A 24499-nucleotide genomic window follows, 5' to 3' on the forward strand; every position below is an offset into this window, starting at 1 on the left:
AATGAAAATGCTATTTATATTCTTAGACGGTGTTGGAAAAGGGGAGAAAAGTGAACACAACCCCTTTTTTTATTATCATCCAAAAGCATATGACATTTTTTTAAAAGAAGGAAATGTCTTGTTTTTAGATGCAACACTTGGTGTTGAAGGTCTGCCACAAAGTGCAACTGGTCAGGTTACAATCTATTCAGGTATAAATGCGGCAAAAGAGGTAGGTTTTCACATTAACGGGCAGATTACCCCAAGCCTCAAGCGAATAATTGAAAGACAAAATATTTTTACTACTCTTTTACACAAAGGCTTTAAAGTAGACTTCGCAAATGTTTACAGAAACGAGTATTTGCAAAAGCTATTAAATGACAAGAATTTTAAGATGTCTGTGACAAGCTACATGACCTTGATATCAGGAATAAAATTTAAAACAGTGGAAGACCTTTTAAGAGGAGAAGGGGTTTATTTTGACATCACAAACCACGTTTTAATTGAAAGTGGATATGAGGTACCAGTTTTTTTACCTGAAAAGGCAGCTGAAAATCTTTTGAATGTACTACACAAAAATGATTTTGTCCTGTTTGAACATTTTAAAACAGACATTATAGGGCACTCATGTGATATGGAAAAAGCTTTAGAGCTTTTAAAACTTTTAGATGAGTTTATGCTATACCTAATTGAGAATCTTCCGGAAAATACTTGTCTTATTGTGACATCTGACCATGGTAATGTAGAGGATTTGTCAACAAAAACGCATACAAAAAATAAAGTCCCTTTTTTAGCGTATGGGAACAAAAAAGAAATCTTTAAATTAGAATCAATTGACCAGATTTACAGAAGTATTTTGAAATACTTTGAAAAAGAAGCGCAGAGGGATGACAAAGAAATATGAAAAAGGTAGAGTTATTATCACCGGCAGGCGGGTTTGAAGAACTTGTTGCGGCAGTCAAAGCTGGGGCTGACAGCGTGTATGTTGGTGCAAAAGAGTTTTCAGCAAGGGCATATGCAAAGAACTTTTCAGAAGATGAGCTTAGAAAAGCTATAGATTTTTGCCATGAGCGAGGGAAAAAAATATATCTTGCAATAAACACCCTGATTTACAATGACGAGATGCCAAAAGCTTTAAAACTTGTAGAATTTGCAAACAAGGAAGGAATTGATGCTGTAATTGTGCAAGATTTAGGTTTGCTCTTTATTATTTTAAAAGAGTTTCCAGGCATGCCTGTTCATGCAAGTACACAGATGACAGTTCATAACTGTGCTCAGGTAAAGTTTTTGGAGAACTTAGGAGTAAAAAGAGTTATACTCTCAAGAGAGCTATCCATAGATGAGATAAAAAACATAAGACAGCAAAGCAGTATTGAACTTGAGGTTTTTGTGCATGGAGCTTTATGTGTTTCATATTCTGGTCAATGTTTGTTTTCAAGCATTCTTTTCAAAAGAAGCGGCAACAGAGGGCAGTGTGCTCAAGTTTGCAGGCTTTATTATAAACTTTTAGACAAAGAGAAAAAAGAAATTGATGAAGGTTTTCTTCTTTCACCAAAGGACATTTGTCTTTTGGAAAATATTGATACGCTAATAAAAGCAGGAGTTGAATCTTTCAAGATAGAGGGGAGATTAAAGGACCAGTATTATGTGTATACTGTGACCTCAATATATAGAAAATATATTGATATGTATTACGAGAAAGGCAAAATAACAATTGATAGTGCTGATAGGCAAAAACTCTTACTTGTTTTTAATAGGGGGAATTTCTGCTCTGGATATTTAGAAAATGCTGGTATAGATAGAATAATCTTTAAATCTGCACCTAATAATACAGGTCTTTTTATTGGAAAATTCTATTTTAAGAATGGAAAACTTTTTTTACAGACTTCATATAATCTTTCAAATGGTGATGTAATTTCTTTTAGGAATAAAAATTTCGAAGAGATTCTTCTTGAAATAAATAACAATATTGCAAAAGAAGACGATAAGATATTTGAAGTAAAAGTTGATTTTGAAAGAAAAAAGAGATTAAAAGAATTTTCAGAGGGTCAGGTGTTTATTGTAAGAAGCAAAGAACATGAAAAAGAGATAGAAAAAGAGCTGAAGCTGGAAAAAAAGTTTAGGAAGGTTGATTTCAAGATATGGATTGAAAAAGGAAAGAGAATAAAAGCTTTAGCTATGAGTGATGGATTTGTGGTAGAAGAAGAAGGAGAAGTTGTTCAGCAGGCAAAAGAGAAAGAGGTTACATCTGAGGCTGTAATCAGCAGCTTTTCAAAACTTGGTGGGACAGTTTTTGAGATGGGAAATTTTGATGCGCATATTGAAGATGGCTGTTTTGTGAAAGTTTCAGAATTAAACCGTCTGAGAAAGCTTTTGATTGAAAAGCTTTCTCAAAAGATAATTAGCTCTTACAAGAAAGAGCTAAACCAAGATATTGAAATTTCAAGGTATCTTGGAGATTGTTATGTACGGTCATTTGACAGGAACCACCGGTTTTCTTTTATGGTGGATTCTATCTGGCAACTTGAAAAGCTTAAAAAGTGGTGTGAGTTACGCAATCTTTCAGACTATGAAATTTATGTGCCTTACAATATAATTTTTGATGTTAAGATAGATGACAACATGGTTGTTTATCTTGACAGGATAACACACGATGAAGATTTGAAAAGGGTTGAGGTTGAGAAGATAAAAGAAAAGGGTATAAAGAAGGTTTTAGTAAGGAACCTTGGACAGTATGAGATTTTCAAGCACCACTTTGAAATTTATTTTGATTTTAGCTTGAACACAACAAACTCTGCCTCATTAAGATTTTTAGAGCAACTTAATTGTAAAAGAATCTGTCTTTCTGTTGAGCTATCTAAAACAAGAATTGCAGAAATCTACACGAGTGCACGAAAAAGTGAAATAGAGATAATTATCTTTGGCAAAATTCCACTTATGATAAATAGACTCAAATTTTTCGAAAAAGGAGAGTATTTACAGGACCGAAAAGGAGAACTTTTGAAACTTATAAAAACCCAGAGCGAGAAAAACGAAATATTAAACCCGGCGTTTTTATATATAGATGATAAAGATGTGATGGCTGATGTGTTGAGATTTGACTTTACAGGCGCAACTAAAAATGAAATGGAAAAAGCACTGGAAGGATATTTTGATGCAAAAAAGATTTTTCTAAAAATCACAAAGGGGTATTATTTGTCATGATGAGGGAGTTTACAAAAAACCGGTTTGTGGTTGCTATGATTTATGTTATCCTAATTAGCGCATTTATATTTTCATGTGCGTATTTAATCAGGACATTTGACATTTTTATGAGGTTTGTTATAAAGGCTTTTATTCCGGTTATTATTGGACTTTTCATTGCAGAGGTGTCTGAACCGCTTTTAAAATACCTGGAAAAAAGAAAGGTAAGCAGAACAATCTCTGCAATTCTTATACTGATTGCTTTGAATTTAATACTTGGTTTTATGCTTGCAGAAGGCATATACATTCTTGTAAATGAGTGTATGAGTTTAGTTTCAAGCCTTCAAAACATAGACTATGACAAAATATACCAGATGTTAGATAAGCTCTTTGCAAGTGTAAAAAATATATATTCAGGTCTGCCGGTACCTATTGTGAATTTCATTCAATCTGGTGTGAATGAGATTACAAATGTTTTAAATCAGATTGCCACATTGAGTCTAAAAGTTGTGAAGGTTATACCTGCAACTTTAAAAGGTATTACTATATGGTTTTTTTCTGTTTTATCAAGCTTTTTCTTTATGCGCGACAGACATAAAATGAGAGCATGGCTGATTCAAAATTTCTCAGCTCAGCTTTACCGAGAAATTTCATCAATTGTTTTTAAAGTTATAGATTCTGTTGTAGATTATGCGAAATCTCAGATAATTTTGTCGGCTTTGATGTTTCTCTCAGGACTGATAGGACTTTCTATAATAAGAGCACCTTACTTTTTGGTAGTAAGCCTCCTTCTGGGCCTTTTGAGCATAATTCCAATTATAGGTTCTGGCATAATATTGCTTCCGTGGATAGCTGGCAGTTTTATAGCTGGGGACACTAATTTTGGGATGAAACTTTTGGTTGTTTATCTCATAATCTTAGGTCTTCGCGAATTTGCGTCTATCAAGATTGTTGCAAGCCAGGTGGGAATTTCGACCTTTACAACACTTGTCTCTATCTATGCAGGTGTTGAAGTGTTTGGAGCATGGGGATTTGTAATAGGGCCACTTCTGGTTGTGTTTTTGAAGGCAGTGTATGAGACAGGGGCAATTAAAAAGATAAGAGAAAATCTTTTTATGCCAAAAAAGGAGTGAACTTATATAAAATGCCTATTGTAAAAGTTTATGCAAAAAATCAGATTGTTGCAGAGATAGAAGTAGAAAAGGGTTCAATTCTTTTGGATGTATTACAGAGAAACTCAGTTGAAATTGTGGCAAGCTGTGGGGGAAAGGGCGTATGTGGAAAGTGCAAAGTAACAGTAAAAAAGGGTCAAACTCCTTACATGGATAATTTTACATCAGAAGAGGAGAAACACTTAAGAAGTGAAGAAATTTCGCGTGGAGTTAGACTTGCATGTTGCCTGAAGGTCTATGAGGATATAGAGATATTTTTAGAAGAATCTTCTGAAAATGCGAATATACTTTCACATTTTGTCATGAATGATTTCGGGTATGAAGAAAATATAATTGTAAAAAAAGTGGTTTTACAAAGACCTTCTCTGGATGGTCAGAAGAGTTTTGATTTAATACTAAAAGAAGCAATTGGAGATAATAAGCTAAAAATTTTGCCAAAAACTTTGCAAAAGCTTGCGAAAATGAAAGACAGTGAATTTTATGCGGTGGTATATTCAGAAGAGATTATAGATGTAAAGATTTCATCTTTTGTATTTGGTGTTGCTGTGGATATAGGGACAACCACTGTTGTTTGCTATCTTGTTGACTTGATTCAAAAAAAGGTTGTGGATTATTATTCCTTTATAAATCCACAGAGAAAATTTGGTGCTGACGTTATATCAAGGATAGATTTTGCAAGAGAAAAAGAAGATGGACTTTTTATACTTCAAAATGAGATTATAAATGCATTGAATACAGCAATAAAAGTGCTTGTTGATAGAAATTCTATTTCGACAGAGGATATTGTTCGAATAGTTATTGTTGGCAATCCAACCATGCTACACCTTCTCTTGGGAGTTGACCCACAGACAATTGCTATTTCACCATTTGTTCCTGTTTTTACTGAGAGGATTTATGCAAAACCGGCTGACATAGGGCTAAAAATAAATCAAGCAGGAACAGTTGAGGTTTTAAACAGCATCTCAGCATATGTTGGTGCTGATATAGTTGCGGGAGTACTTTCAACGAAGATGTACAAGAACCCCAGAATTTCTCTTCTTTTAGATCTTGGGACAAACGGTGAGATGGTGCTTGGAAGCAGCAGTTTTATGCTTGCATGTTCGACTGCAGCAGGACCTGCATTTGAAGGTGTAAACATTTCATGCGGAATGGGTGCAGTTGAAGGTGCAATTGACAGTGTTAAAATAGAAAATGGCAAAGTGCATTTTACCACAATAGGGGCAAAATGGCCGATTGGAATTTGTGGTTCTGGAATAGTAGATGCTATTGCTTATATGCTAAAAGAAGGTATAATAGATGAAACAGGTAAGTTTTGTGATAAAAATGAGACATATAAAGAATATTTGAAGGAGGTAAACGGACAACAGGCATTTTTCATAACCGACTCAGTCTATATAACTCAGAAAGATATAAGAGAGATTCAGCTTGCAAAAGCAGCAATCTCAGCCGGGATAAAGACAATGATTCAACATGCCAACGTTACAGAAGATGAAATTGAAAATGTATATTTAGCAGGTGGATTTGGTAATTACATAAATCCCCGGTCGGCTGTTGAAATTGGCATAATCCCAAAGAAACTACAAGATAAAATAGTGGCTGTTGGAAACAGTGCTGTAGCAGGTGCTGTGCTTGTTCTGTTAAGTAGCAAAGCAGCCATTGAAGCACAAAGTCTGTGTAAAAATGTAAACTACATTGAACTTTCGAATTCTCAGGATTTTAACCAATTTTTTATTGAAAGTATGATATTTGAGAGTTTCGAACAAGAAGGTGAGCAAAGTCGAAATGGTTGATGAGGTAAGAGCAAAGGATAAGATTAAACTCTGGATATTTATTTTTATCATAGTGCTTTCAATGTTTGCTCTTGTATACGCAGAAAAGCAGCATCAGTTGAACCCTAAATATATAAAACAATATATTTCTCATTTTGGTGTATGGGCTCCAGTTGTGTTTTTAATACTCTATTCAATAAAATCATTTATAATCTTTATTCCTGCAGGAGTATTTATGCTGGCAGCTGGACTTTCGTTTGGTACTATGTTTGGAGCAATAATTCTCATTATTGGGACTATTCTTTCTTCTACTATTGGTTTTGTGTTTGCAAGGTATTTTGGTAAAGACTATGTACAAAAAAGATTGCAAAACACAAAGTTTTCAGATGTAGGAAAGAAGATAGCAGAAAAAGGTTTTTTAATCATACTACTTTTGAGGCTTGTGCCAATCCTTCCTTACGATGTAATAAATTATATATGCGGTCTTTCAAAGATAAGGTACAGAGACTTTATACTTGCCACATTTATAGGAACAGTGCCTGCATGTTTTTTATATGCTTACCTTGGTGAAAATATCTTAAAGCCATTTTCTAAAGGGTTTTACTTGAGTTTGTGTTTAGTGATTGTTATATCTCTCACACCAGTTCTTTTTGCAAAGAGTATAAAAGAATTTTTACAGGATGATAAAGAAGAAGATGAGCATAAAATTTAATTATGAGAATGAAAAAGTAGGAACAAGGAAAGGATAGAAGGGTTGAAAAGTATAAGAGAAAATCTATTTTTGATTTGTATATCACTTTTTACTTTTGGAATTTTGATAGCATGTTTATTTATAAATCGGTATGTATTCGAAATTGCTGAAATTTTTAATGAGGATACTTATCAAGGTAAGAATCTTGTTGTTATTGACCCCGGGCACGGTGGGTTTGACCCGGGAGCAGTGATCGGCGATATAAAAGAGTCTGTGATAAACCTTCAGATTGCAAAAAAGCTGAAAGAGTATTTTGAGATGTTCGGATTTAGAGTGGTTCTTACGCGCTCAACAGAAGATGATTTGAGCGAACACGACAAAAAGTCGCATGACCTGAAAAAAAGAAAAGAGATTGTGCTTGCAAACAATCCTCAAGTTTTTATTTCCATTCATTTAAACAGCTTTCCTGTGAGCAAGTACTTTGGTGCGCAGGTGTTTTATGACAAATCAAATGAGGAGGCGAAAAAAGTTGCTTTGTTTGTCCAAAATGAGCTAAGATATATGCCAAATGGGCTTGTAAACAGACGACAGCCAAAACCAATAGATGTGTATATCCTAAAAAACCTCAAAATTCCTGCTATATTGGTGGAATGTGGTTTTATGTCAAACAAGATGGAGTTATCTTTACTTCAAAGCCAGCAGTATCAGGACTGGCTTTCATACTCAATATTGAAAGGAGTTTTAAACTATTTAGACCAGAGGGAGGAGAAGGGGAAAAATGGATGAGGTAAAAGCGCTGATAGACAAAGAAATTGAAGATTTAAAAGATGATATAATAAATACTACTGTGCAGCTTATAAAAATCAGGAGCGTTGAGGATATGCCTGCACCTAATATGCCGTTTGGCAAGGCAATAAACGATGCGCTACTTACGTGTGAAAATCTTTGCAAAAACTTGGGATTTGAAACAAAGAACTATGACGGATATGCGCTTGAGGCAGTATATGGGAATCAGGATGAGGATGTGTGCGTGATAGGTCATCTGGATGTTGTACCTGAGGGGGAAGGCTGGAGCGTACCGCCTTATGAAGGTGTTGTAAAGGACGGTAAAATTTTTGGACGTGGTGCAGTTGATGATAAAGGTCCAACTGTGGCAGCTCTTTATGGCATGTATGTGCTTAAAAAGCTTGCCGAAGAAAAGAAGATTTCTCTTAAAAGAAAGCTCAGGTTTGTATTTGGTACAAACGAAGAAGGTGGTTCTAAATGTCTGCAGTATTATTTTGAAAGAGCAAAATATCCTACTGTTGGGTTTACTCCAGATGCCGATTTTCCAGTCATCCAGGGTGAAAAAGGTTTTTTGGTGTTTGAGTTTGCAAAAGATGTGGAAGATACCTTTGAGATTGAGGGTGGACAGCGACCTAACATGGTGCCTGACAGGTGCAGGTTCGAAGGTAGTTTTGATGTCCAAAAAGCCAAAGAAATTATTGCCAAAAAAGGACTAAATGATAAGGCAGAGGTTTTTGAAGAAGCTGGCAAGACAATTATAGTTACAAAGGGAGTATCTGCCCACGGGAGCCTGCCTTTTAAGGGCGAGAATGCCATATCTTATATGTTCGATATTTTAGATGAGCTTTGGACAAAAGAGGATGAGTTTAGAAGATTTATTGACTTTTACAATACTCATATTGGATTTGACGTGTTTGGCGAGAAACTCTCAATTGGATTTGAGGATGAAAAGTCAGGTAAGCTTGTGTTAAATGCCGGGATGATACGCAAAGAAAAAGATAAACTTATCCTTACAATAAATGTTCGATATCCAGTTGACACCTCATATGATGAGATAGAAAAGATAGTAAAAGAAGTAGTTCAAAATTACAATATTGAATATCGACTTGTCACAAACGTTCCCCCTCTTTATTTTGAAGCTGACCACTTTTTAATCAGAACGTTGCTTGAGGTTTACAGAGAATTTACAAATGACGATACACAGCCGCTTGTGATTGGCGGTGGAACATACGCAAGGTGGGCGAAAAATGTTGTTGCTTTTGGTCCAAATATGCCGGGTGATGAAGAGGTTGCACACCAAAAAGATGAATATATCCTTATAGACAGGCTCATGCTGTGTAGCAAAATCTATGCAAATGCTATTTACAGACTTGCCAAAGAATAGTAAAAAGTAAAGAGGCTGTAGTCTTGCTATGTGTAAGACTTTTCAGCCTCTTTGTCTTTTTTAAAATAGATTGTAAATTCCAAGAAGAATTAGAACAATCCCCGGGATGTAATTGGCAATAAGTGATTTTTTGAAAGTCTTAAAAAAGTAGGCAAAGACATTTCCTGCAGAGATAGCTATAAATTGAAATACTGGTATGAGAAATATTTGCTCTATATTTGCAAGGTTTGAAAGACCCAATGAGAATGAAGCTGAAAGACCATCAAGCGAAAGTGCAAGAGCAACCAGGAATGCTTCTACTGGTTCTATTGAGCCTGAGCTGTCGATGTCGGATAGTACAGGCTCTTTTATGATTTTTATAGTAAGTCCGAGCGATTTTAAAGACAGGTTAACAAGTGTCTTAGGTAAAGGGCTGCTGTTCTTCTCAAGAAGTGTTCTAATTACGAATACTATGCCGATTATTATCATAAAAATGGCGCCCAAGTGTGAAGAAAGTTGAGGTTCAAGGAATTTGCCAAACCATCTTCCCATGAAAAATGAAATTATGGTGATACTCATAGATGTGAAAAATATGATTACCTTTGATTTTGTAAGAATTTTAATACCTTTTGTACCAAAAGCGACTCCAAAAAAAAGTGCGTCGATGTTGAGAGAGAGAGTTATAACAAATATCTGATATATATTCATTGTCTGAAATCTATACACTCACCATTTTTTGGTCTTTATTATTATACGACCAAGCAAGTTATTTTGGTAATAGAGCAAAACGAAATTTTTGCTTTTCGCGTTATAATAAATATAGTAAAATTTTAGGTGTGTGATAAAAAATAAGTAAGAGGGGATTAAAAGTAAACAATGGATGAGAGAGAATTGGTGGAGAGAGCAAAGAAGGATAAGAAATACTTTGAAAAGTTATATGAGATGTATTTTGACAAAATTTATTCTTACATATACTACAGAACGTTCAACCATCCGATTACAGAGGACCTGACTAGCGAGACCTTTATGAAAGTGCTAAGGTCACTTGACAGGTTTGAGTGGAAGGAAAATGGTTCTTTTTGTGCATGGATATTTCGTATTGCTCAGAATGTTGTAAATGACTATTACAGAGCTAAAAAAGAATTTATTGGTATTGAAAAAATATCTGGTAGTTCAGTGCTAAGAAATCCGGAAGATGAGTTTTTAGATAAAGTAGAGAAAGATATGATAAAAAGTGCGCTTAAAAAACTTACAAAAGACCAGCAGGAAGTTGTGATTTTGCGGTATGGTGCAAACATGAAGTTTAACGAAATTGCAAAGATAAAAAACAAATCGGATGTGGCTGTAAGAGCCTTATTTTTCAGAGCAATGCATTCGCTCAAAGAAATGCTTTTAAAAGAGGTGCATGAAAGTGAATGATGAAAAACTTGACAGAATTTTTGAAGAGGCTTTTAAAGTGGAGTATCGGAAAGAGTTTAAACAGGAATTAAAAGAGATGTTGTTAAAAGAGTATGACAGAAGGGAAAAAAGAAGGTATTTCCTAAAAATATCCACTGTAGTTGCAGCATTTATAGTGTTAGCTATTGTGGCTTTTGGAACTATAAAACTTGATTTGATGAGATTAAATGTTCAGGACACCTCGTTTGTAAAGACAGAGATGGAGAATGCTTTCCACAAAGAGGATACAAGTACAAGACAAGAGACTAAACAAAATGATAATAAAAATAAAAGTGGAGATTTTACTGCTCAGCAGAAGGTTTCGCAAGATATTAATATTCCTGAGAAAAGTCAAACACGGGTAAAAGAAAAGCAAAGTACAAACAATACTTTTTTTGCATCATCTTCAAAAAAGACAGAATTCCAAAAATCTTCTGACATTATTGAAAAACCAGCTACTATTAAAAATAACAACAAGAATGCATTTAGTTCCCAAAAACCAGCTATCAGCAGTTCTTTACCAAGATCTTCAACCAAAAAGATTATTGAAAACGATGTAAAAAAGGTACCTGAGCAGAATACTAAAAAGGTTTCTAAAGCAGCTTCTGAAACCAAAAGTTCAGATACATCTGTGGTTGTTACAACACAAAATAAGGAAATTAAAAAAGAAAATCAATATGTGATAGTAAAAGAAGATGAAAAAGTGTCTGAAAGTGTTTATGTTTTGAAAGAAGAAGATCTAAAAATTGACAAAGAATATATTTTAGATGTTCTATCAAGTGTTGTATCTTCTAATGTATATGAAAAAGAAAATTCTACGTTACAAGATACTGTTGTGGCAAATGTCTATGAAGGATATTTTAATTTTAAGGTAGCCAAAAGTGATACACCAATATTAATTTCCCGATTTTCAGAATTTGAATCGCAGGAAGATGTTCTTAAAAGTGTTTATGACAAAACCAACTTCATTTTACAAGGACTTGGCATAAAGGATTATAAAATTACTGTTTTTCCTGTAGATGAGGGATACAGGGCAGAGATTACAGTTTTCTTTGACGGATATAGAATATTTGATGTTGACAGCTTTATAGATTATTCGAGCAGCGCAGATGTTATTAGTGGCAAAATTTATCTAAAAGGTTTTTCAGTATTAAAAAGCATGAAAATAATAGACAAAAAAACAGCTGCGCAAGAGTTTGAGAAAAAGTACAATCTCAAAGATATAAATCCATCTGATATTGCTATTGTATACAAGAAAACAGAAAAACTTTTTATTCCAACATATATTTACATTCATGAAAACAAAATATACTGGTTGGAAAAGTAGAGTTTAAAATGATATAATAAGTATACAAAAATGTTTACGGAGGTTTTTGTTATGAACCTTGATTTAAAAGAGAGAATTTCTGAGAATGGTATTGTGATTGAGCTAAAAGGTGAACTTGACATATTTTCTTCACCAACTTTGAAAGACAAGCTCTATTCATTGATTGATACATCGTCAAATGACGTTATTATTGATATGAACGATGTTACCTATATTGACTCTACTGGGCTTGGTGTATTTGTAGGTGCTTTAAAAAAGTCAAGACAAAAAGGTACAAACATTGTGCTTAAAAACTTAAAACCCAATGTAAGGAAAGTTTTTACTATCACCGGGCTTGATAAAGTCTTCAGAATTGAATGAGGAGGCAATTATCAAATATGGACCAAATTATGTTAACAATTCCGCCTAAAGCTGAATATATTATGGTAGTAAGGTTAACGTTGTCGGGTATAGCTGCACGAGCTGGTTTTGATTTTGAGACAATAGAGGATTTGAAAATGGCAATATCAGAGGTTTTTAACCTTTTTGAAATAGAAAAGCTAAGTAGAAAAATATCTATTGAGTTTAACGTTACAAGTGAGTATTTGGATATAAGAATTGATGTACCAAATGGCGAGTTAACAGGCAACGACCTTGCAAAGATGATTCTTCAAACCCTGATTGATGAGGCTGAGTTTGAAAAAACCGAAGATGGTCATATTGTGAAACTAAAAAAATATCATCGAGGGGTCTGATTTGATGGTTGATGAAAAAAGGACATTAGAGATTGATGATGAAAAAATAGATAGACTCTTCGAAGAGTATCAGAGAACCAAGGCTATTGAGCTTAGGAATGAACTTGTAAACAAGTACCTTTATATAGCTGAAATTATCGCAAAAAAGTTTGTCAACAGAGGAATAGACTATGATGACCTTTACCAGGTTGCATGCGTTGCACTAATAAATGCTGTGGAGAGGTTTGAACCCAACAAAGGTTATAAATTTACAAGTTTTGCAACTCCAACTATAATGGGAGAAATAAAAAGATATTTCAGAGATAGAGCTTCAATTATTAGACTTCCAAGGAGATTATATGAAACTTCTGCCAAGATAAAACTTGTGACAGAAATGCTTTCTTCAAAGTTAAAAAGACCGCCGAAGGTAGAAGAGATTGCTCAGCATCTTAACATGAGCACAGAAGAAGTCTTAGAGGTAATGGAAGCATCAAATAGTTATCTTCCCCAGTCTTTGGACCAGACCATGTATGAGGATGAAGAGATGACGCTTGGAGATGTTCTTGGCAAGAGCGATGAGAACATCTTACAGATAGAAAATGTTGAAGCTGTAAAGAAGGCAATTGAGAGGCTTTCACCTTTTGAGAGAGAGTTTGTTCAAAAGCGATTTTTTGAAGAAAAGACTCAAAAGGAAATTGCAGAGGAGATGAACGTTTCACAGATGTACATTTCACGGCTTGAAAAAAAGGTGTTAAAGAAATTGAAGGATTTCATTGAAGAGAAAAAAGAGGAATAAAAAAACATACAAGACTGCCGTGGAGGACAAAACCCAATTTTTTCTGCACGGCAGTCTTTTTTATCTTCCTTTTTCTAAACATTTTCCAAAAAACGTGATATAATACCTTGTATAAATGCTGTGAAGAAATACAAATATTGAACAAAGGAGAGAACAGCAATGTTAAAAAGAAGGGGTAAAAGACTTTTTGCTTTTCTAACCTTACTGAGTTTTCTGTTAAGCTTTTTGGTAAATACTTCATTTTCTCAAAACCTTTCTTACTATCAGCAGGCAGCACAGGTTTTAAAGCAAAAAGGAATAATGACAGGTGACACAAAAGGAAATTTGAATCTTGACAAACCTCTTAAACGGTCAGAGATTTCTAAAATGATTATCATGCTGCTTGGCAAAAAGCCTTTAGCAGATTTTTATGCAAATCAAAAAAGGTCTTCTTTTAAAGATATTAAGACAGATTACTGGGGGCTTGGATACATAGAAGCTGCAAAGGCAATAGGATTGATTTCAGGGTATACAGATGGGACTTTCAAACCAGAACAGTACTTAAAAGTTGAAGAGTTAACTGCCATAGTTGTAAGAGCACTTGGTGTGAGGGAGTCGGAGCTCAAAGGCAAGTGGCCACTGAACTATATCCAGAAAGCATATTCGATGAACATTTTTTATGGGATAGAATCCGAAATTGAGATAGGAAAGCTTGTCACAAGAGGTCAGACAGCAGCTATACTTTACAATGCCTTTTTAAACGAAAGCTTGAAAGCTACAAAGCCTGTCGGTATTGAAATAATTGACCTGCAAAATTTAAAGGTGACATTTGATAAGGAACTTTCTTCAATTGTTAAATCTGACTTTTCGTTTGATGGAGGACTTTCTGTTTTGGATGCAAAGTTTGCAGACTCAAGCAAAAAGGTTGTTGAGATAAAAACATCTGCTCAGCAAGAAGGAAAAGAATACACGCTTTTTTACAAAGGGCAAGCTACAACTTTGAAGTTTGTAGCAAAGACAATGCCTTTTTCCTTTGCAGAGGATATCAAAATTGAGAGTTTAAAGAAAGTGGATTTGAAGTTTACAAAGCCGATTTCAAAGAGCCAGCAGGATAACCTGCCGATAAAAATCTATGTCAATGGCAAAGAAGTTACAGATGTGAAAAAGAGTATTTCGAGCGATTTTAAAACTGTGAGTATAATCTTCCCAAGCAGATTAAATCAAACTGACAAGCTGATGGTTGAGATTACAAACCTTCTTTCAGAAACAGGTCAGATCTTAAGCATAACAAAAGAGCTAACAGTTATTGATGCAACCCAGCCAAAGGTTGTGGATTTTAGACTCATTAACAGCAAAAAGTTTAAAGTTATCTTCACTGAGCCTATGAATATTGATTCTGCAAATGCTTACAAGGTATGTGATTTATCTTCGGTTGGAGCAAATATAAGAATTGATTCGAATTATGTGTATGCAAAAGTTTCACCAGACCATCAAGAGAATGCTGTTGATATTGAACTTTTATATCCTCTTGCTGATGGGAATCATACGGTTGAAATAACAGAAGCGAAAGACTTTGCAGGATATAAAGCTCCTGACTTTAAAGCTACATTTACAACAGTGCTTGAAAAAAATCCGCCAAAGCTTGTGTCCTTAGAGCTTGTTTCAAACAATCGAATAAGACTTGTATTTGATGAAGAGATTAGAAGCTTAGATGGTTTGATTCCAACAGGCGAATATGAGATTTATCAGGCTCAAGATAGTACCAACCACGCAATTGGGGCAAAAATAACACTTCTTTCAGATGAAAAAACAATTGACATTCAGTTAAATCAACAATTGAAGCTTGACAGCAGAGCACTTGTTTCATTTGAAGTGAGGTTCCGATACGTTGAAGACCTTTTGGGCAACAAGGTATCAGATTGGGTATCAGTTGCAGGCAAAGCACAGGATGATACTACAAAACCAGCAGTAAAAAGCATTGAAGTATTGGATGGGAATATAATTAAAGTAACATTTACTGAAAATGTGAATGCAGATGACAGAGTTCAGAGCTTTTCTCTGCTTTCAGCAGATAGTATGCAAATAATAGAATCGCAGGCAAAAAGCGTAAAGAAGTTAAAAGAAAATGACAGTTCAATATTTGTGGTTGAGTTTTCGGCACTTGCAGCAATAAATGGTGGAAGATATACTTTGAAGATTTCAGGTATTTGTGATACGTCTGTAAAAGAAAATGTTATGGACACCAGTATTTATTCAATAGATGTAAAAGACACGCTTGCGCCAACTATCACTGCTGCAATTGCCAAGTATGATTCTTCTTCAGATATGGACAAAATAGATATATTTTTCTCAGAACCTATGGATATTGAAAAATTGAAGAATTTGAGCAGTTATTTTGTAGGGGCATCAAGCGCAACAATTCCACTTTCGAGTATCAAAGGGGCAAAAGTTGATTATATCTCTCCAAACGGCGACAGAATCACCCTTTTAATTCCAGGGGCAGACGATACATCTCCTGGCAAGTGGAGTCAATCTGGAGCTGTAGTAGACAAATTGGCAGTTCCTACTCTTACTGATAAAGCAGGGAACTTTATAGCAAATGCTACAATTGCAATGCCGGTTTCTGTGTCGGCAAACTTTAGAGGAATATCTGCACAAGACATAGAGGTTGTGGCACTGGATAAAAATACAATTGAAATAAGAAGTTTGAATGGATACATCTTTGCATCCTTTGACCCTGCAGCAATAATGTTCAGAAATGCATATTCAACATCAAGTTTAAATGGTAATCCGGACAACGATAAAGTGGTCAGCCTTGGTTTTGTAAGTTATACAATTTCTCAAGATAAAAAAGCCATTACTTTAAAAACATCAATTTCTTTAACTTCGAGTGCTATGGCTGATACAAATGATTCCGGACAGGATGTAGAACCACTGAAAATATTTACGGTAAATTCGAATATAAAAGACCAATTTGAACAGAGCCTTGTAATTTCACCCACGCTTGATATAAGTTTTTATCCTTCAATATTGTTAAAGGACAAGATTTCTCCACAGCAGACAGGTATTTCGGTTGGAAGTGGTAATCAGTCAGACACAATAGCTATTACATTCGATGAACCAGTTTTTGCTCTATCAGGTATAAATAATACAGTGCTGGCTGCAGGAATTGAGCTAAAGGTTGGAGGTATTACTTTAATTCCTGATGTTGACTACACAGCTTATATTCAAAACGGCATAGTTTATGTTAAGATAAAAAGAGCGGGTATAGTAGACAGTAAAGTAAGCGTAGAGATAAAAAGACCGGATTTAATAGTGGATAACAGTGGAAATTCGGCTTCTGTGTTGAAAGCTCAAACTGTTGAACATGTGACAGAAAGAACTTCACCTGATGTCACGGCAGAGTTTTCTTCGACAGATACAAGAAAAGTCAAGCTCACATTTTCTGAACCTATAGATGCTTCAACGCTAATTGCTCAAAACTTTTCGTGCGTTGCAGGGGGCAGTATTGTGAGCTTTGTAAAGTCTTCTGATAACAAGGTTGTTGAGATTACATTTACAAACCCGCTTCTGTCAGGGAGCATTATAAATATATCACCAAATGTCAAAGATTTGGCGGGAAATTCAGTGTCAGTCCAAGCAGTGAGAAAATAGCCAAAGAATGTGGTATAATAAATTTTGAAAGCAATGCTATATGAATAAAGTGATTTGTAATTATAATAACAGATGCAGAAAAGATAGCTCATTGAAGAATTCTACTTTAATGTTTTTGAGTTAGAACTTTAAAAAGAGGCTGTTATGTGATTGTCAAAAGAGCAGCCTCTTAAATTTTTAGTTAATATTTATTATGGGTTGGGAGTGATTTTCGTTATGCTTCTCAAAAAAATCTTTAAATTTGACGCGGCGCATAATCTCACAAAGTATAATGGGAAATGTGAAAACCTTCACGGGCACACCTACAAGCTTGTTGTTACAGTTGAGGGGAAACCTGATAACCAGGACATGGTGATAGACTTTGTGCTTTTAAAGAAGATTGTACAGAATGAGGTGATTGACATCTTAGACCATGCGTATATAAACGATATAATAGAAAATCCTACTGCTGAGAACATTGCAAAATGGATATGGGGAAAACTTAGCAAAAAAATAGAAGAACAAGGCGTCAAGCTTTATGAAATTGAAGTGTGGGAGACAGAGGACAGTAGCGTCATATACAGGGGTGAAGATGAATGATTGATGTTCAGAGTCAGAAGGACCTTCGCGGTATTAGTATTCAAAAAGTTGGGATAAAGGATTTAAACTGGCCAATTGTCGTAATGGATAGAGAAAACAAAACTCAGACAACAATTGCAAAAATTACTGCTGCAGCAGAGCTAAAAGGGGATATCAGAGGCACACACATGTCCAGGTTCATTGAAGCTATAGATGAGCTGAAAGTTGTGGGACCTAAGGAGATAGAAAAGCTTTTGGATAGAATAAAAGAAAAGCTGAATTCAGAGAAAGCCTATATAAGGTTTGATTTTCCTTACTTTATAAACAAAAGAACACCTGTGACAGGAACGCTTTCTCCACTTAAAGTTGACTGCTATTTCGAAGCAGAAAGAGACAACAAATTTGACCTTAAAGTAGGTGTGGTTGTTCCTGTTCACACTCTGTGTCCATGCTCAAAAGAAATTTCAGAATATGGAGCTCACAACCAGAGAGCTTATGTGACAATAGAGGTAAAGATGAGAAAATTTATGTGGATTGAAGAGCTTGTTGAGATTGCAGAATCTTCTGCATCATGCCCTCTTTATTCTATCTTGAAAAGGCCTGACGAGAAATGGGTAACAGAGAGAGCTTATCAGAACCCTCGCTTTGTTGAAGACCTTTTGAGAGAGGTTGTTTTAAAAATAAGGGAAGATGGGCGAATTAAATGGTATAAGGTTTTTGTTGAGTCAATTGAGAGTATTCACAACCACAATGCTTTTGCGTATATTGAAGGTGAAATAACAAAATGATACAATTAAAGTAACAATCTGCTTTTAAAAAAGCGAGGGAAGGTTTTAAAAAGACCGAGTGTTATGAAAATAAAGATTTATACAAAAAGGCTTGGAATAAGCATTGCAGCATTTGTATTTGGAATTTTGTTTATAATCCTTTTAATCAGAAATTTTACAATCAAAAATACACCAACCCAAAATGACAACATAACCTATGTAAAAAATATGTTTGAACTGAAAAATGCAAAGCTTGTTGAAGACAACATTCTCATCGAGAAGTTACCAGACGATGCCTTTATGTTCAAATATCTTTTTGAAGATTCAAAATCAAAATATGAAATTTATATGAAAGAGGACCAGACTATAGTTTATTTCAAGAAATTTACTCCTTCTGATATAGTTAATAGGTTTTCAATAAGTGATGTGAAAACAAAAGCTTTTAAGATTTTATACAAGCTTGCACCTTATACAAAAGGAAATGTTGATATTGAGGTGGCTTCATCGCAAAATGCCTACGTTTGTGTTTTTAATCGATATGAAGGCGACAAAAAGGTTTTAGGAGACTGGGCAACTGTTGTACTAAACAAAGATAACGGAGAACTTTTGGAGTTTAACATAAACTGGCATCAAGATATTAACTTTAGGAATGCAGGCAAAAAAGGCGACGAAGAGAGTAAAATCTTAAGTAGCATAAAGGTTGTACCTGTTTTGAGTTCGGATTCTTTTTTAAAGTATACCACAGTGAACAATGTCCTTGGATTAAAAGATGTCTATTACGACTTTGTTGATGGCAAGGTATATCCACAGCTTAACCTGCCTGTAAATACTTTAAATATAAAGGATTATAACAGCTATGTTGAGTACGCTCAAAAAAAAGCGCACGCGGAATATGTAAAGTTGAAATTTGAAAAGATTTTAAATCTACTTTCTTCTAAGACAAGGCGTCTTCCTTTTTCTTCCTCTGAGTTCAATATTTCTTCCAGCGGTGAATACTTGTATACTAAAAAAAGTATTTTTGGCAATGTAGAGATAACTGCTGATAAGTACGGAAACATCTTGAAAGCTGTGGCACATTTAAAACCGTCTGATGAAATAAAAAAAATTGAGTCTAAGGTCTTAAATGATTGGGCTGAACAGATTATGCAGGTGCTTGTTGGGAAATTTGTTCATGCAAAATCCTATATATTCGAAAATAAAAGTCAACATACTGTGAGTTACAAGTTCTATATAGGAAATGCATACATAATGAATGGTAGACTTGAAGTAACATTTGATAGACCTTCTGGAGAAGTAATAAAACTTGATTTTGATCTTGGTATAAGACCAGAGTTTATGGAAAAGGTGAAAACTTTAAAAAGTCCATCCGAGTATATGAATCTCATAAAATCAAGTGGATTTGAAGAGGTTTATGTTTTGACAAAAGATTATGGAAAGGTGTACCTTTATCAAAAGCCTGTTGAAGCACACTTAGCGCTGAAACCCAAATTTGATATGACATATCTTATGCATGCAACAAAATAAAATAATAGTTATTTGTTTGGGAGGCAATCAATTTATGGAAAGCATTTTAATAAAAAACGCAAAAATATATACAATGGATGAAAAAGGTATCATTGAAAGAGGAGATATACTTATCAAAGATGGAAAGATAGCAATGATTGACAATAATATAAATGAATATGCAGATCATGTAATAGAGGCAAAAGACAGGCTTGTCTTTCCAGGGTTTATAGATGCGCATTCACACATAGGAATGTGGGAAGATTCTGTCGGGTTTGAAGGTGCTGATGGAAACGAAGACTCAGACCCTGTCACGCCACACCTTAGAGCAATTGATGCTATAAATCCGTTTGACAGAAGTTTTGAAGAGGCAATTGAAGGTGGTGTTACATGTGTTGCAACAGGACCGGGAAGTGCCAATGTGATAGGCGGTCAGTTTTGTGTCATCAAGACGTTTGGCAAGAGAATTGACAAGATGGTTGTAAAAGAACCTGCTGCAATGAAGGTTGCATTTGGGGAAAACCCAAAAAGCGTGTACCATGAAAAACACCAGATGCCTCAAACACGCATGGCAACTGCTGCAATCTTAAGAGAAGCACTTTTTAAAGCAAGAGAGTACTTAAATAAAAAGCTTGAAGCTCAGCAGGATGAAGAGAAAGATATGCCAGAGTTTGATATGAAAAGTGAAAGCCTTATAAAGGTTTTAACAAAAGAGATTCCTCTCAAAGCTCATGCTCACAGAGCAGACGATATATTTACAGCTATAAGAATAGCTAAGGAATTTGATGTAAATCTTACCCTTGACCATGTAACAGATGGATATTTGATAGTTGACGAGCTAAAACAAGAGAATATCCCATGTATTGTTGGACCGAACCTTACTGATAGGTCAAAGGTTGAGCTCAAAAACCTTGACTTCAAAAACCCTGGGATACTTTCTAAAAACGGTATTCTTGTAGCTATCATGACAGACCATCCTGTCATTCCGCAAAAATATCTTGTGCTATGTAGTGCACTTGCATGTAAAAGCGGAATGGACGAGATAGACGCTCTAAAAGCAATTACTATAAACCCTGCAAAGATTTTAGGGATTGATAATAGGGTTGGTAGTATAAAAGAAGGTAAAGATGCTGATATTGTAGTTTACAAGGGTCATCCTTTTGACATATTTTCTGAGGTTGAATATGTTTTAATTGATGGCAAAGTTGTATATCATCGCAAATAAAAAAGGGGAAATCATGCAAAATGAAAGAAATAATATCTTATTCATATGAAGAAACAGTAGCGATTGGATACAATATTGGTAAGAATCTTTTTAAAGGTTCAATTGTAGCTTTAGAAGGTGATCTTGGTAGTGGAAAAACTGCACTAACACGCGGTATTGCCAAGGCTTTTGGGATTGAAGATATTTCAAGCCCAACGTTTACCATATTTCATGTCTATGAAGGGAAAGATGACATTTTAGTTTATCATTTTGATATTTATAGAATTGAAGAGACAGAACTTGAGGACATAGGATATGAAGAGTATTTTTATGGTGATGGTATAGTGATAATTGAGTGGGCTGATAAGTTAAAAAGGCTTTATCCCAAGGAGTGTTTAAAAGTTTGTATTCAAAAGATAGATGAAAATGTGCGAAATATAGTGATAACCGGTATTGGAGAAAGGTACAAAAAAGTTGAGGATGTGATAGAAAGAGATGAAGATATTGGCGATTGAGACGTCCGGCAAGGTAGCAAGCGCTGCTTTGCTGGAAGATTGCAAGGTAATTTCTGAGGTGGTTTTAAACACAAAACTTGTTCATTCGGTGATGTTGATTGATTTAATTGATCAGGTATTAAAAAATGCTTCTGTTAATATTGCAGAGATTGATCTTTTTGCGGTAGCAGTAGGACCAGGATCTTTTACCGGGCTCAGAATAGGTGTTTCAACAATAAAAGGTTTTTGCTATGCCACTTCAAAACCCTGTGTAGGTGTTGATACATTGAAAGCTCTTTGTTATAACTTCTGGGCTTGTTCAGATTTTCTAATGCCTATTTTGGATGCAAAATCACAAAAGGTGTTTACTGGAATTTTCAGATTCGAGGATGGCAAGCTAAAAACATATCATCCAACTTCTATAGTTGATATTGAAGAAGCAAAAGAGCTTGCAAAAAAGTATAACCCTGTTTTGCTTGGTGAGGGTTTAGATGTTTATGATTTTTCTCAGTTTAAACTTTCACCTAAGTTTTTGCAGTATCAAAAAGCGTCAAATGTTGGATTATTAGCTTATGAACTTGCACAAGAAGGAGAAGTTATTTCTCATTTTGACCTTGTACCAGTTTACCTTAAAAAATCGTACGCAGAAAGGGAACAGGGTACATGACAAAAGGTGTAATAAGAAGGATGACAGAAAAAGACATTGATATGGTACATGAAATAGAAATTTTGTCATTCTCTGTACCATGGAGTAAAGAAAGTTTTATAGATGAGGTTAAAAATGAAAATGCGATATACTATGTATATGAAGAGGATAGTAAAGTATGGGGATTTGCAGGGATGCATCATATAGTAGATGAAGGACACATTACAAATATTGCTGTGCATCCCCAAAAAAGGGGGCAGGGAATAGGGAGACTTTTACTTTCTGCCCTCATTTCATATGCAAAGGAAAATGGACTTGTTGGTCTTACGCTTGAGGTAAGGAGCAAAAATTATGTTGCTATCTCACTTTACAAAAGCTTAGGATTTGTCCAGGAAGGTATAAGAAAAAATTATTATTCCGATCCACCAGATGATGCCATAATTATGTGGCTGTGGTTATAGATTTGTACTTAATACTTCTTCAATTTTTCTCATTATTTTCTGAGTAATTTGAAGGCATTCTTCTCAACAGCTTGTTGGCAATGGAAACAAACAAGTCCTCTGTCCCCTTCATGCTCATATAAAATTTGAGCAGCTCTAAAGTCCTTTTTACCCATTTGAATCCAGTCAATGAATTTTTTAGAATCTACCAAGAAGACTCACTCCTGTTCTGTAGATTAAGTTAGCGAATGTGGCTTTGTCATCTTTTAACCTCTGCCACTTTTGCTATTCAAAACCTCTTTGCAAGCTCCATAAATTGGTCTTTCGGAAGTGGTTTGCCAAACAAATACCCCTGTCCGAAATCACACTCAAAAGATTTTAGTATCTCAGCCTGCTGACTATCCTCAATACCCTCTGCCACAACTTTTAACTCTAAGATGTGAGAAAGGTCAATTATACTTTTAGCTATTTTTTGTTCTTTTATATCCTTGTTCATATTTGCTATAAAACTTCTATCAATTTTAACAACGTCAATAGGAAGTTCTTTCAAATAGTTCAGAGAAGAATAGCCTGTACCAAAATCGTCAAGTAAAACTTTCATACCCTTTTCTTTAAAAGTTTTAAGTGACTTTATGGTATTTTGTGGATCTGCCATTGCAACTGATTCGGTAATCTCTATTCCTAAATAAGCAGGATCAATATTTGAAGTTTCGATGGTATAAAGTACGTCATCAATAAAATTTGCGCTTGAAAACTCTCTTAAAGATGTGTTAAATGAGATATAAAAATTGTAATTTACTACTTCTCTTATGTTCTTCAAATCTGAAATGACCTTTGTCACCACCCATTTACCAATTTGAGTTATTAATCCTGTCTGTTCAGCAATTGGGATGAAAGACATAGGTGGTATAATACCTTTTTGTGGATGTATCCAGCGAATAAGTCCTTCTGCACCACATAATTGTATTTTTTTAAGATCCACAATTGGTTGATAATATAAAATAAACTGTTCTTCTTCTATAGCTTTTCTCAAATCTGATTCAAATTCCAGTCTCTGCTGAAGAATATTATCCATTTCCAGACTATAAAAACAGAAAGTGTTTTTGCCTTTTTCTTTGGCAAGCTTTAAAGCTTTATCAGCGTTTGTCAGAAGCGAGGTGCTATCTTTTCCGTCTGAAGGATATATAGCTATTCCCATGCTTGGTGTGATATAAAAATTATATTTCATTATTTCCCATGATGTAGAAAAAGAATTAAAGATTTTATAGATGAAATAGTTCAGAATATTGAGATCAGGAAAGCTATAAACTACTATTCCAAATTCGTCTCCTGTCAGCCTTGCCACAAAACCATTGGTACCTATTGATTCTTTAAGTTTTTGCGCAATTTCTTTTAGAACAATATCACCAGTTGTATGCCCAAGAGTATTATTTATCTTACCAAAATTGTCAATATCAATCAATATTAATGCAAACTGCTGTCCTTTAAAATTGGATTCCTTAATAGTCTTTTCAAGTGTAAGCATAAAATGATTTTTGTTTGGAAGACCTGTTAGCTGGTCAAAGTAAGCAAGTTCTTTTATCTTTTCCTGGTTTTTGGCAAGTTTTTTATACTGGACAACAAGTTTTTCCTGTGTTTTGGAAAGCTCAGCATTTGTCTTTTGAAGTTCATTTAATGCATTTTGGAGATTATTTTCAGACAGGTAAAGCGAATAGATTTTTTTGCGAATCAGAAAATACAAAAGACTTGCAGTAACAAGTACAAAGAGCCAGCCTTTGATGATAGAAAACATTGCAAATAGATTTTTGCTAGAAAGAAGTTTAGTTGTCAGCATATCAGATACTAAAATCCATATAGCACTTGCAACTGCATATATTATTGATATTTTGGCTGCATAGTTGTTTGCTTTGCAATTTAAATCCTTGTTTTTTTCATACATTTTGATAATCACCACAGATTCTAAATAAAATTTTTCTTCTTTTATTTATACCCCAATAAAAGGGAATAAAAACATTTTATAATTTATAATTCTCAGTCA

At 34.7% G+C, this 24499-nt stretch carries 23 protein-coding genes; 20 read left to right on the top strand and 3 right to left on the bottom strand.

Annotated features, from left to right (window positions below):
• Nucleotide 1 precedes the first annotated feature (1 nt).
• From COB47_RS01840 to pepV, 7 genes are read left to right on the top strand one after another with little or no spacing between them, the layout of a single operon-like run.
• Entirely contained in the window at nt 2-883 is an 882-nt protein-coding gene (locus tag COB47_RS01840; RefSeq protein WP_041742358.1) for an alkaline phosphatase family protein, read from the top strand.
• Nucleotides 880-3183: a U32 family peptidase gene (locus tag COB47_RS01845; protein WP_013289720.1), complete on the top strand. Its 2304-nt coding sequence runs from the start codon at nt 880-882 to the stop codon at nt 3181-3183. The genes COB47_RS01840 and COB47_RS01845 overlap by 4 nt, the downstream gene beginning before the upstream one ends.
• Entirely contained in the window at nt 3183-4295 is a 1113-nt protein-coding gene (gene ytvI / locus COB47_RS01850) for a sporulation integral membrane protein YtvI (protein ID WP_013289721.1), read from the top strand. The genes COB47_RS01845 and ytvI overlap by 1 nt, the downstream gene beginning before the upstream one ends.
• An 11-nt stretch (nt 4296-4306) precedes the next feature.
• Entirely contained in the window at nt 4307-6124 is a 1818-nt protein-coding gene (locus tag COB47_RS01855) for an ASKHA domain-containing protein (protein WP_013289722.1), read from the top strand.
• Nucleotides 6117-6815 carry a TVP38/TMEM64 family protein gene (locus COB47_RS01860; protein WP_013289723.1) on the top strand — a complete coding sequence of 233 codons (699 nt, stop codon included), beginning with the start codon at nt 6117-6119 and terminating at the stop codon, nt 6813-6815. The genes COB47_RS01855 and COB47_RS01860 overlap by 8 nt, the downstream gene beginning before the upstream one ends.
• 42 nt (nt 6816-6857) lie before the next feature.
• The gene (locus COB47_RS01865; RefSeq protein ID WP_013289724.1) at nt 6858-7580 is read left to right on the top strand and encodes an N-acetylmuramoyl-L-alanine amidase; all 723 of its coding nucleotides are present in this window, start codon (nt 6858-6860) and stop codon (nt 7578-7580) included.
• Nucleotides 7573-8964 carry a dipeptidase PepV gene (gene pepV / locus COB47_RS01870; RefSeq protein ID WP_013289725.1) on the top strand — a complete coding sequence of 464 codons (1392 nt, stop codon included), beginning with the start codon at nt 7573-7575 and terminating at the stop codon, nt 8962-8964. The genes COB47_RS01865 and pepV overlap by 8 nt, the downstream gene beginning before the upstream one ends.
• A gap of 60 nt (nt 8965-9024) precedes the next feature.
• Here the strand turns inward: pepV and COB47_RS01875 are convergent, their stop codons facing one another.
• Nucleotides 9025-9651 carry a manganese efflux pump gene (locus COB47_RS01875; RefSeq protein ID WP_013289726.1) on the bottom strand — a complete coding sequence of 209 codons (627 nt, stop codon included), beginning with the start codon at nt 9649-9651 and terminating at the stop codon, nt 9025-9027.
• A gap of 168 nt (nt 9652-9819) precedes the next feature.
• Between COB47_RS01875 and COB47_RS01880 the strand changes: the two genes are divergently transcribed.
• The 13 genes from COB47_RS01880 to rimI all read left to right on the top strand — a co-directional run bounded on the left by COB47_RS01880 (nt 9820) and on the right by rimI (nt 22482).
• Nucleotides 9820-10362 carry a sigma-70 family RNA polymerase sigma factor gene (locus COB47_RS01880; RefSeq protein WP_013289727.1) on the top strand — a complete coding sequence of 181 codons (543 nt, stop codon included), beginning with the start codon at nt 9820-9822 and terminating at the stop codon, nt 10360-10362.
• Nucleotides 10349-11707, top strand: coding sequence for a hypothetical protein (locus COB47_RS01885; RefSeq protein ID WP_237698968.1), 1359 nt, complete (start codon nt 10349-10351; stop codon nt 11705-11707). Before COB47_RS01880 ends, COB47_RS01885 begins: the two co-directional genes overlap by 14 nt.
• Nucleotides 11708-11758: 51 nt before the next feature.
• Entirely contained in the window at nt 11759-12067 is a 309-nt protein-coding gene (locus tag COB47_RS01890) for an STAS domain-containing protein (protein ID WP_013289729.1), read from the top strand.
• A gap of 17 nt (nt 12068-12084) precedes the next feature.
• Nucleotides 12085-12441, top strand: coding sequence for an anti-sigma regulatory factor (locus COB47_RS01895; RefSeq protein ID WP_013289730.1), 357 nt, complete (start codon nt 12085-12087; stop codon nt 12439-12441).
• Nucleotides 12442-12445: 4 nt separating this feature from the next.
• Nucleotides 12446-13216, top strand: coding sequence for a SigB/SigF/SigG family RNA polymerase sigma factor (locus COB47_RS01900; protein WP_013289731.1), 771 nt, complete (start codon nt 12446-12448; stop codon nt 13214-13216).
• Nucleotides 13217-13375: 159 nt separating this feature from the next.
• A complete protein-coding gene (locus COB47_RS01905) occupies nt 13376-16849 on the top strand; it encodes an Ig-like domain-containing protein (RefSeq protein ID WP_013289732.1) in 3474 nt (1157 codons plus the stop codon).
• Between the two features lie 216 nt (nt 16850-17065).
• On the top strand, nt 17066-17428 hold the full coding sequence (gene queD, locus COB47_RS01910; protein ID WP_041742651.1) for a 6-carboxytetrahydropterin synthase QueD: 363 nt from the start codon (nt 17066-17068) through the stop codon (nt 17426-17428).
• The gene (gene folE2 / locus COB47_RS01915; protein WP_013289734.1) at nt 17425-18195 is read left to right on the top strand and encodes a GTP cyclohydrolase FolE2; all 771 of its coding nucleotides are present in this window, start codon (nt 17425-17427) and stop codon (nt 18193-18195) included. Before queD ends, folE2 begins: the two co-directional genes overlap by 4 nt.
• A gap of 63 nt (nt 18196-18258) precedes the next feature.
• Entirely contained in the window at nt 18259-19698 is a 1440-nt protein-coding gene (locus COB47_RS01920; RefSeq protein ID WP_013289735.1) for a hypothetical protein, read from the top strand.
• 34 nt (nt 19699-19732) lie between these two features.
• Nucleotides 19733-20902: an amidohydrolase gene (locus COB47_RS01925; RefSeq protein ID WP_013289736.1), complete on the top strand. Its 1170-nt coding sequence runs from the start codon at nt 19733-19735 to the stop codon at nt 20900-20902.
• Nucleotides 20903-20922: 20 nt separating this feature from the next.
• Nucleotides 20923-21396 carry a tRNA (adenosine(37)-N6)-threonylcarbamoyltransferase complex ATPase subunit type 1 TsaE gene (gene tsaE / locus COB47_RS01930; RefSeq protein WP_013289737.1) on the top strand — a complete coding sequence of 158 codons (474 nt, stop codon included), beginning with the start codon at nt 20923-20925 and terminating at the stop codon, nt 21394-21396.
• On the top strand, nt 21377-22042 hold the full coding sequence (gene tsaB / locus COB47_RS01935; protein WP_013289738.1) for a tRNA (adenosine(37)-N6)-threonylcarbamoyltransferase complex dimerization subunit type 1 TsaB: 666 nt from the start codon (nt 21377-21379) through the stop codon (nt 22040-22042). Before tsaE ends, tsaB begins: the two co-directional genes overlap by 20 nt.
• Nucleotides 22039-22482 carry a ribosomal protein S18-alanine N-acetyltransferase gene (gene rimI / locus COB47_RS01940; RefSeq protein ID WP_013289739.1) on the top strand — a complete coding sequence of 148 codons (444 nt, stop codon included), beginning with the start codon at nt 22039-22041 and terminating at the stop codon, nt 22480-22482. The genes tsaB and rimI overlap by 4 nt, the downstream gene beginning before the upstream one ends.
• A gap of 32 nt (nt 22483-22514) precedes the next feature.
• Here rimI and COB47_RS11895 read toward each other — a convergent pair whose 3' ends face one another.
• Together COB47_RS11895 and COB47_RS01950 are read right to left on the bottom strand one after the other, a co-directional pair.
• Nucleotides 22515-22637 carry a HEPN domain-containing protein gene (locus COB47_RS11895; RefSeq protein ID WP_237699021.1) on the bottom strand — a complete coding sequence of 41 codons (123 nt, stop codon included), beginning with the start codon at nt 22635-22637 and terminating at the stop codon, nt 22515-22517.
• A gap of 113 nt (nt 22638-22750) precedes the next feature.
• Entirely contained in the window at nt 22751-24400 is a 1650-nt protein-coding gene (locus COB47_RS01950; protein WP_013289740.1) for a putative bifunctional diguanylate cyclase/phosphodiesterase, read from the bottom strand.
• Nucleotides 24401-24499: the final 99 nt, after the last annotated feature.

Origin of the sequence: Caldicellulosiruptor obsidiansis OB47, from assembly GCF_000145215.1 — a bacterium.
Classification (GTDB): Bacteria; Bacillota; Thermoanaerobacteria; order Caldicellulosiruptorales; family Caldicellulosiruptoraceae; genus Caldicellulosiruptor; species Caldicellulosiruptor obsidiansis.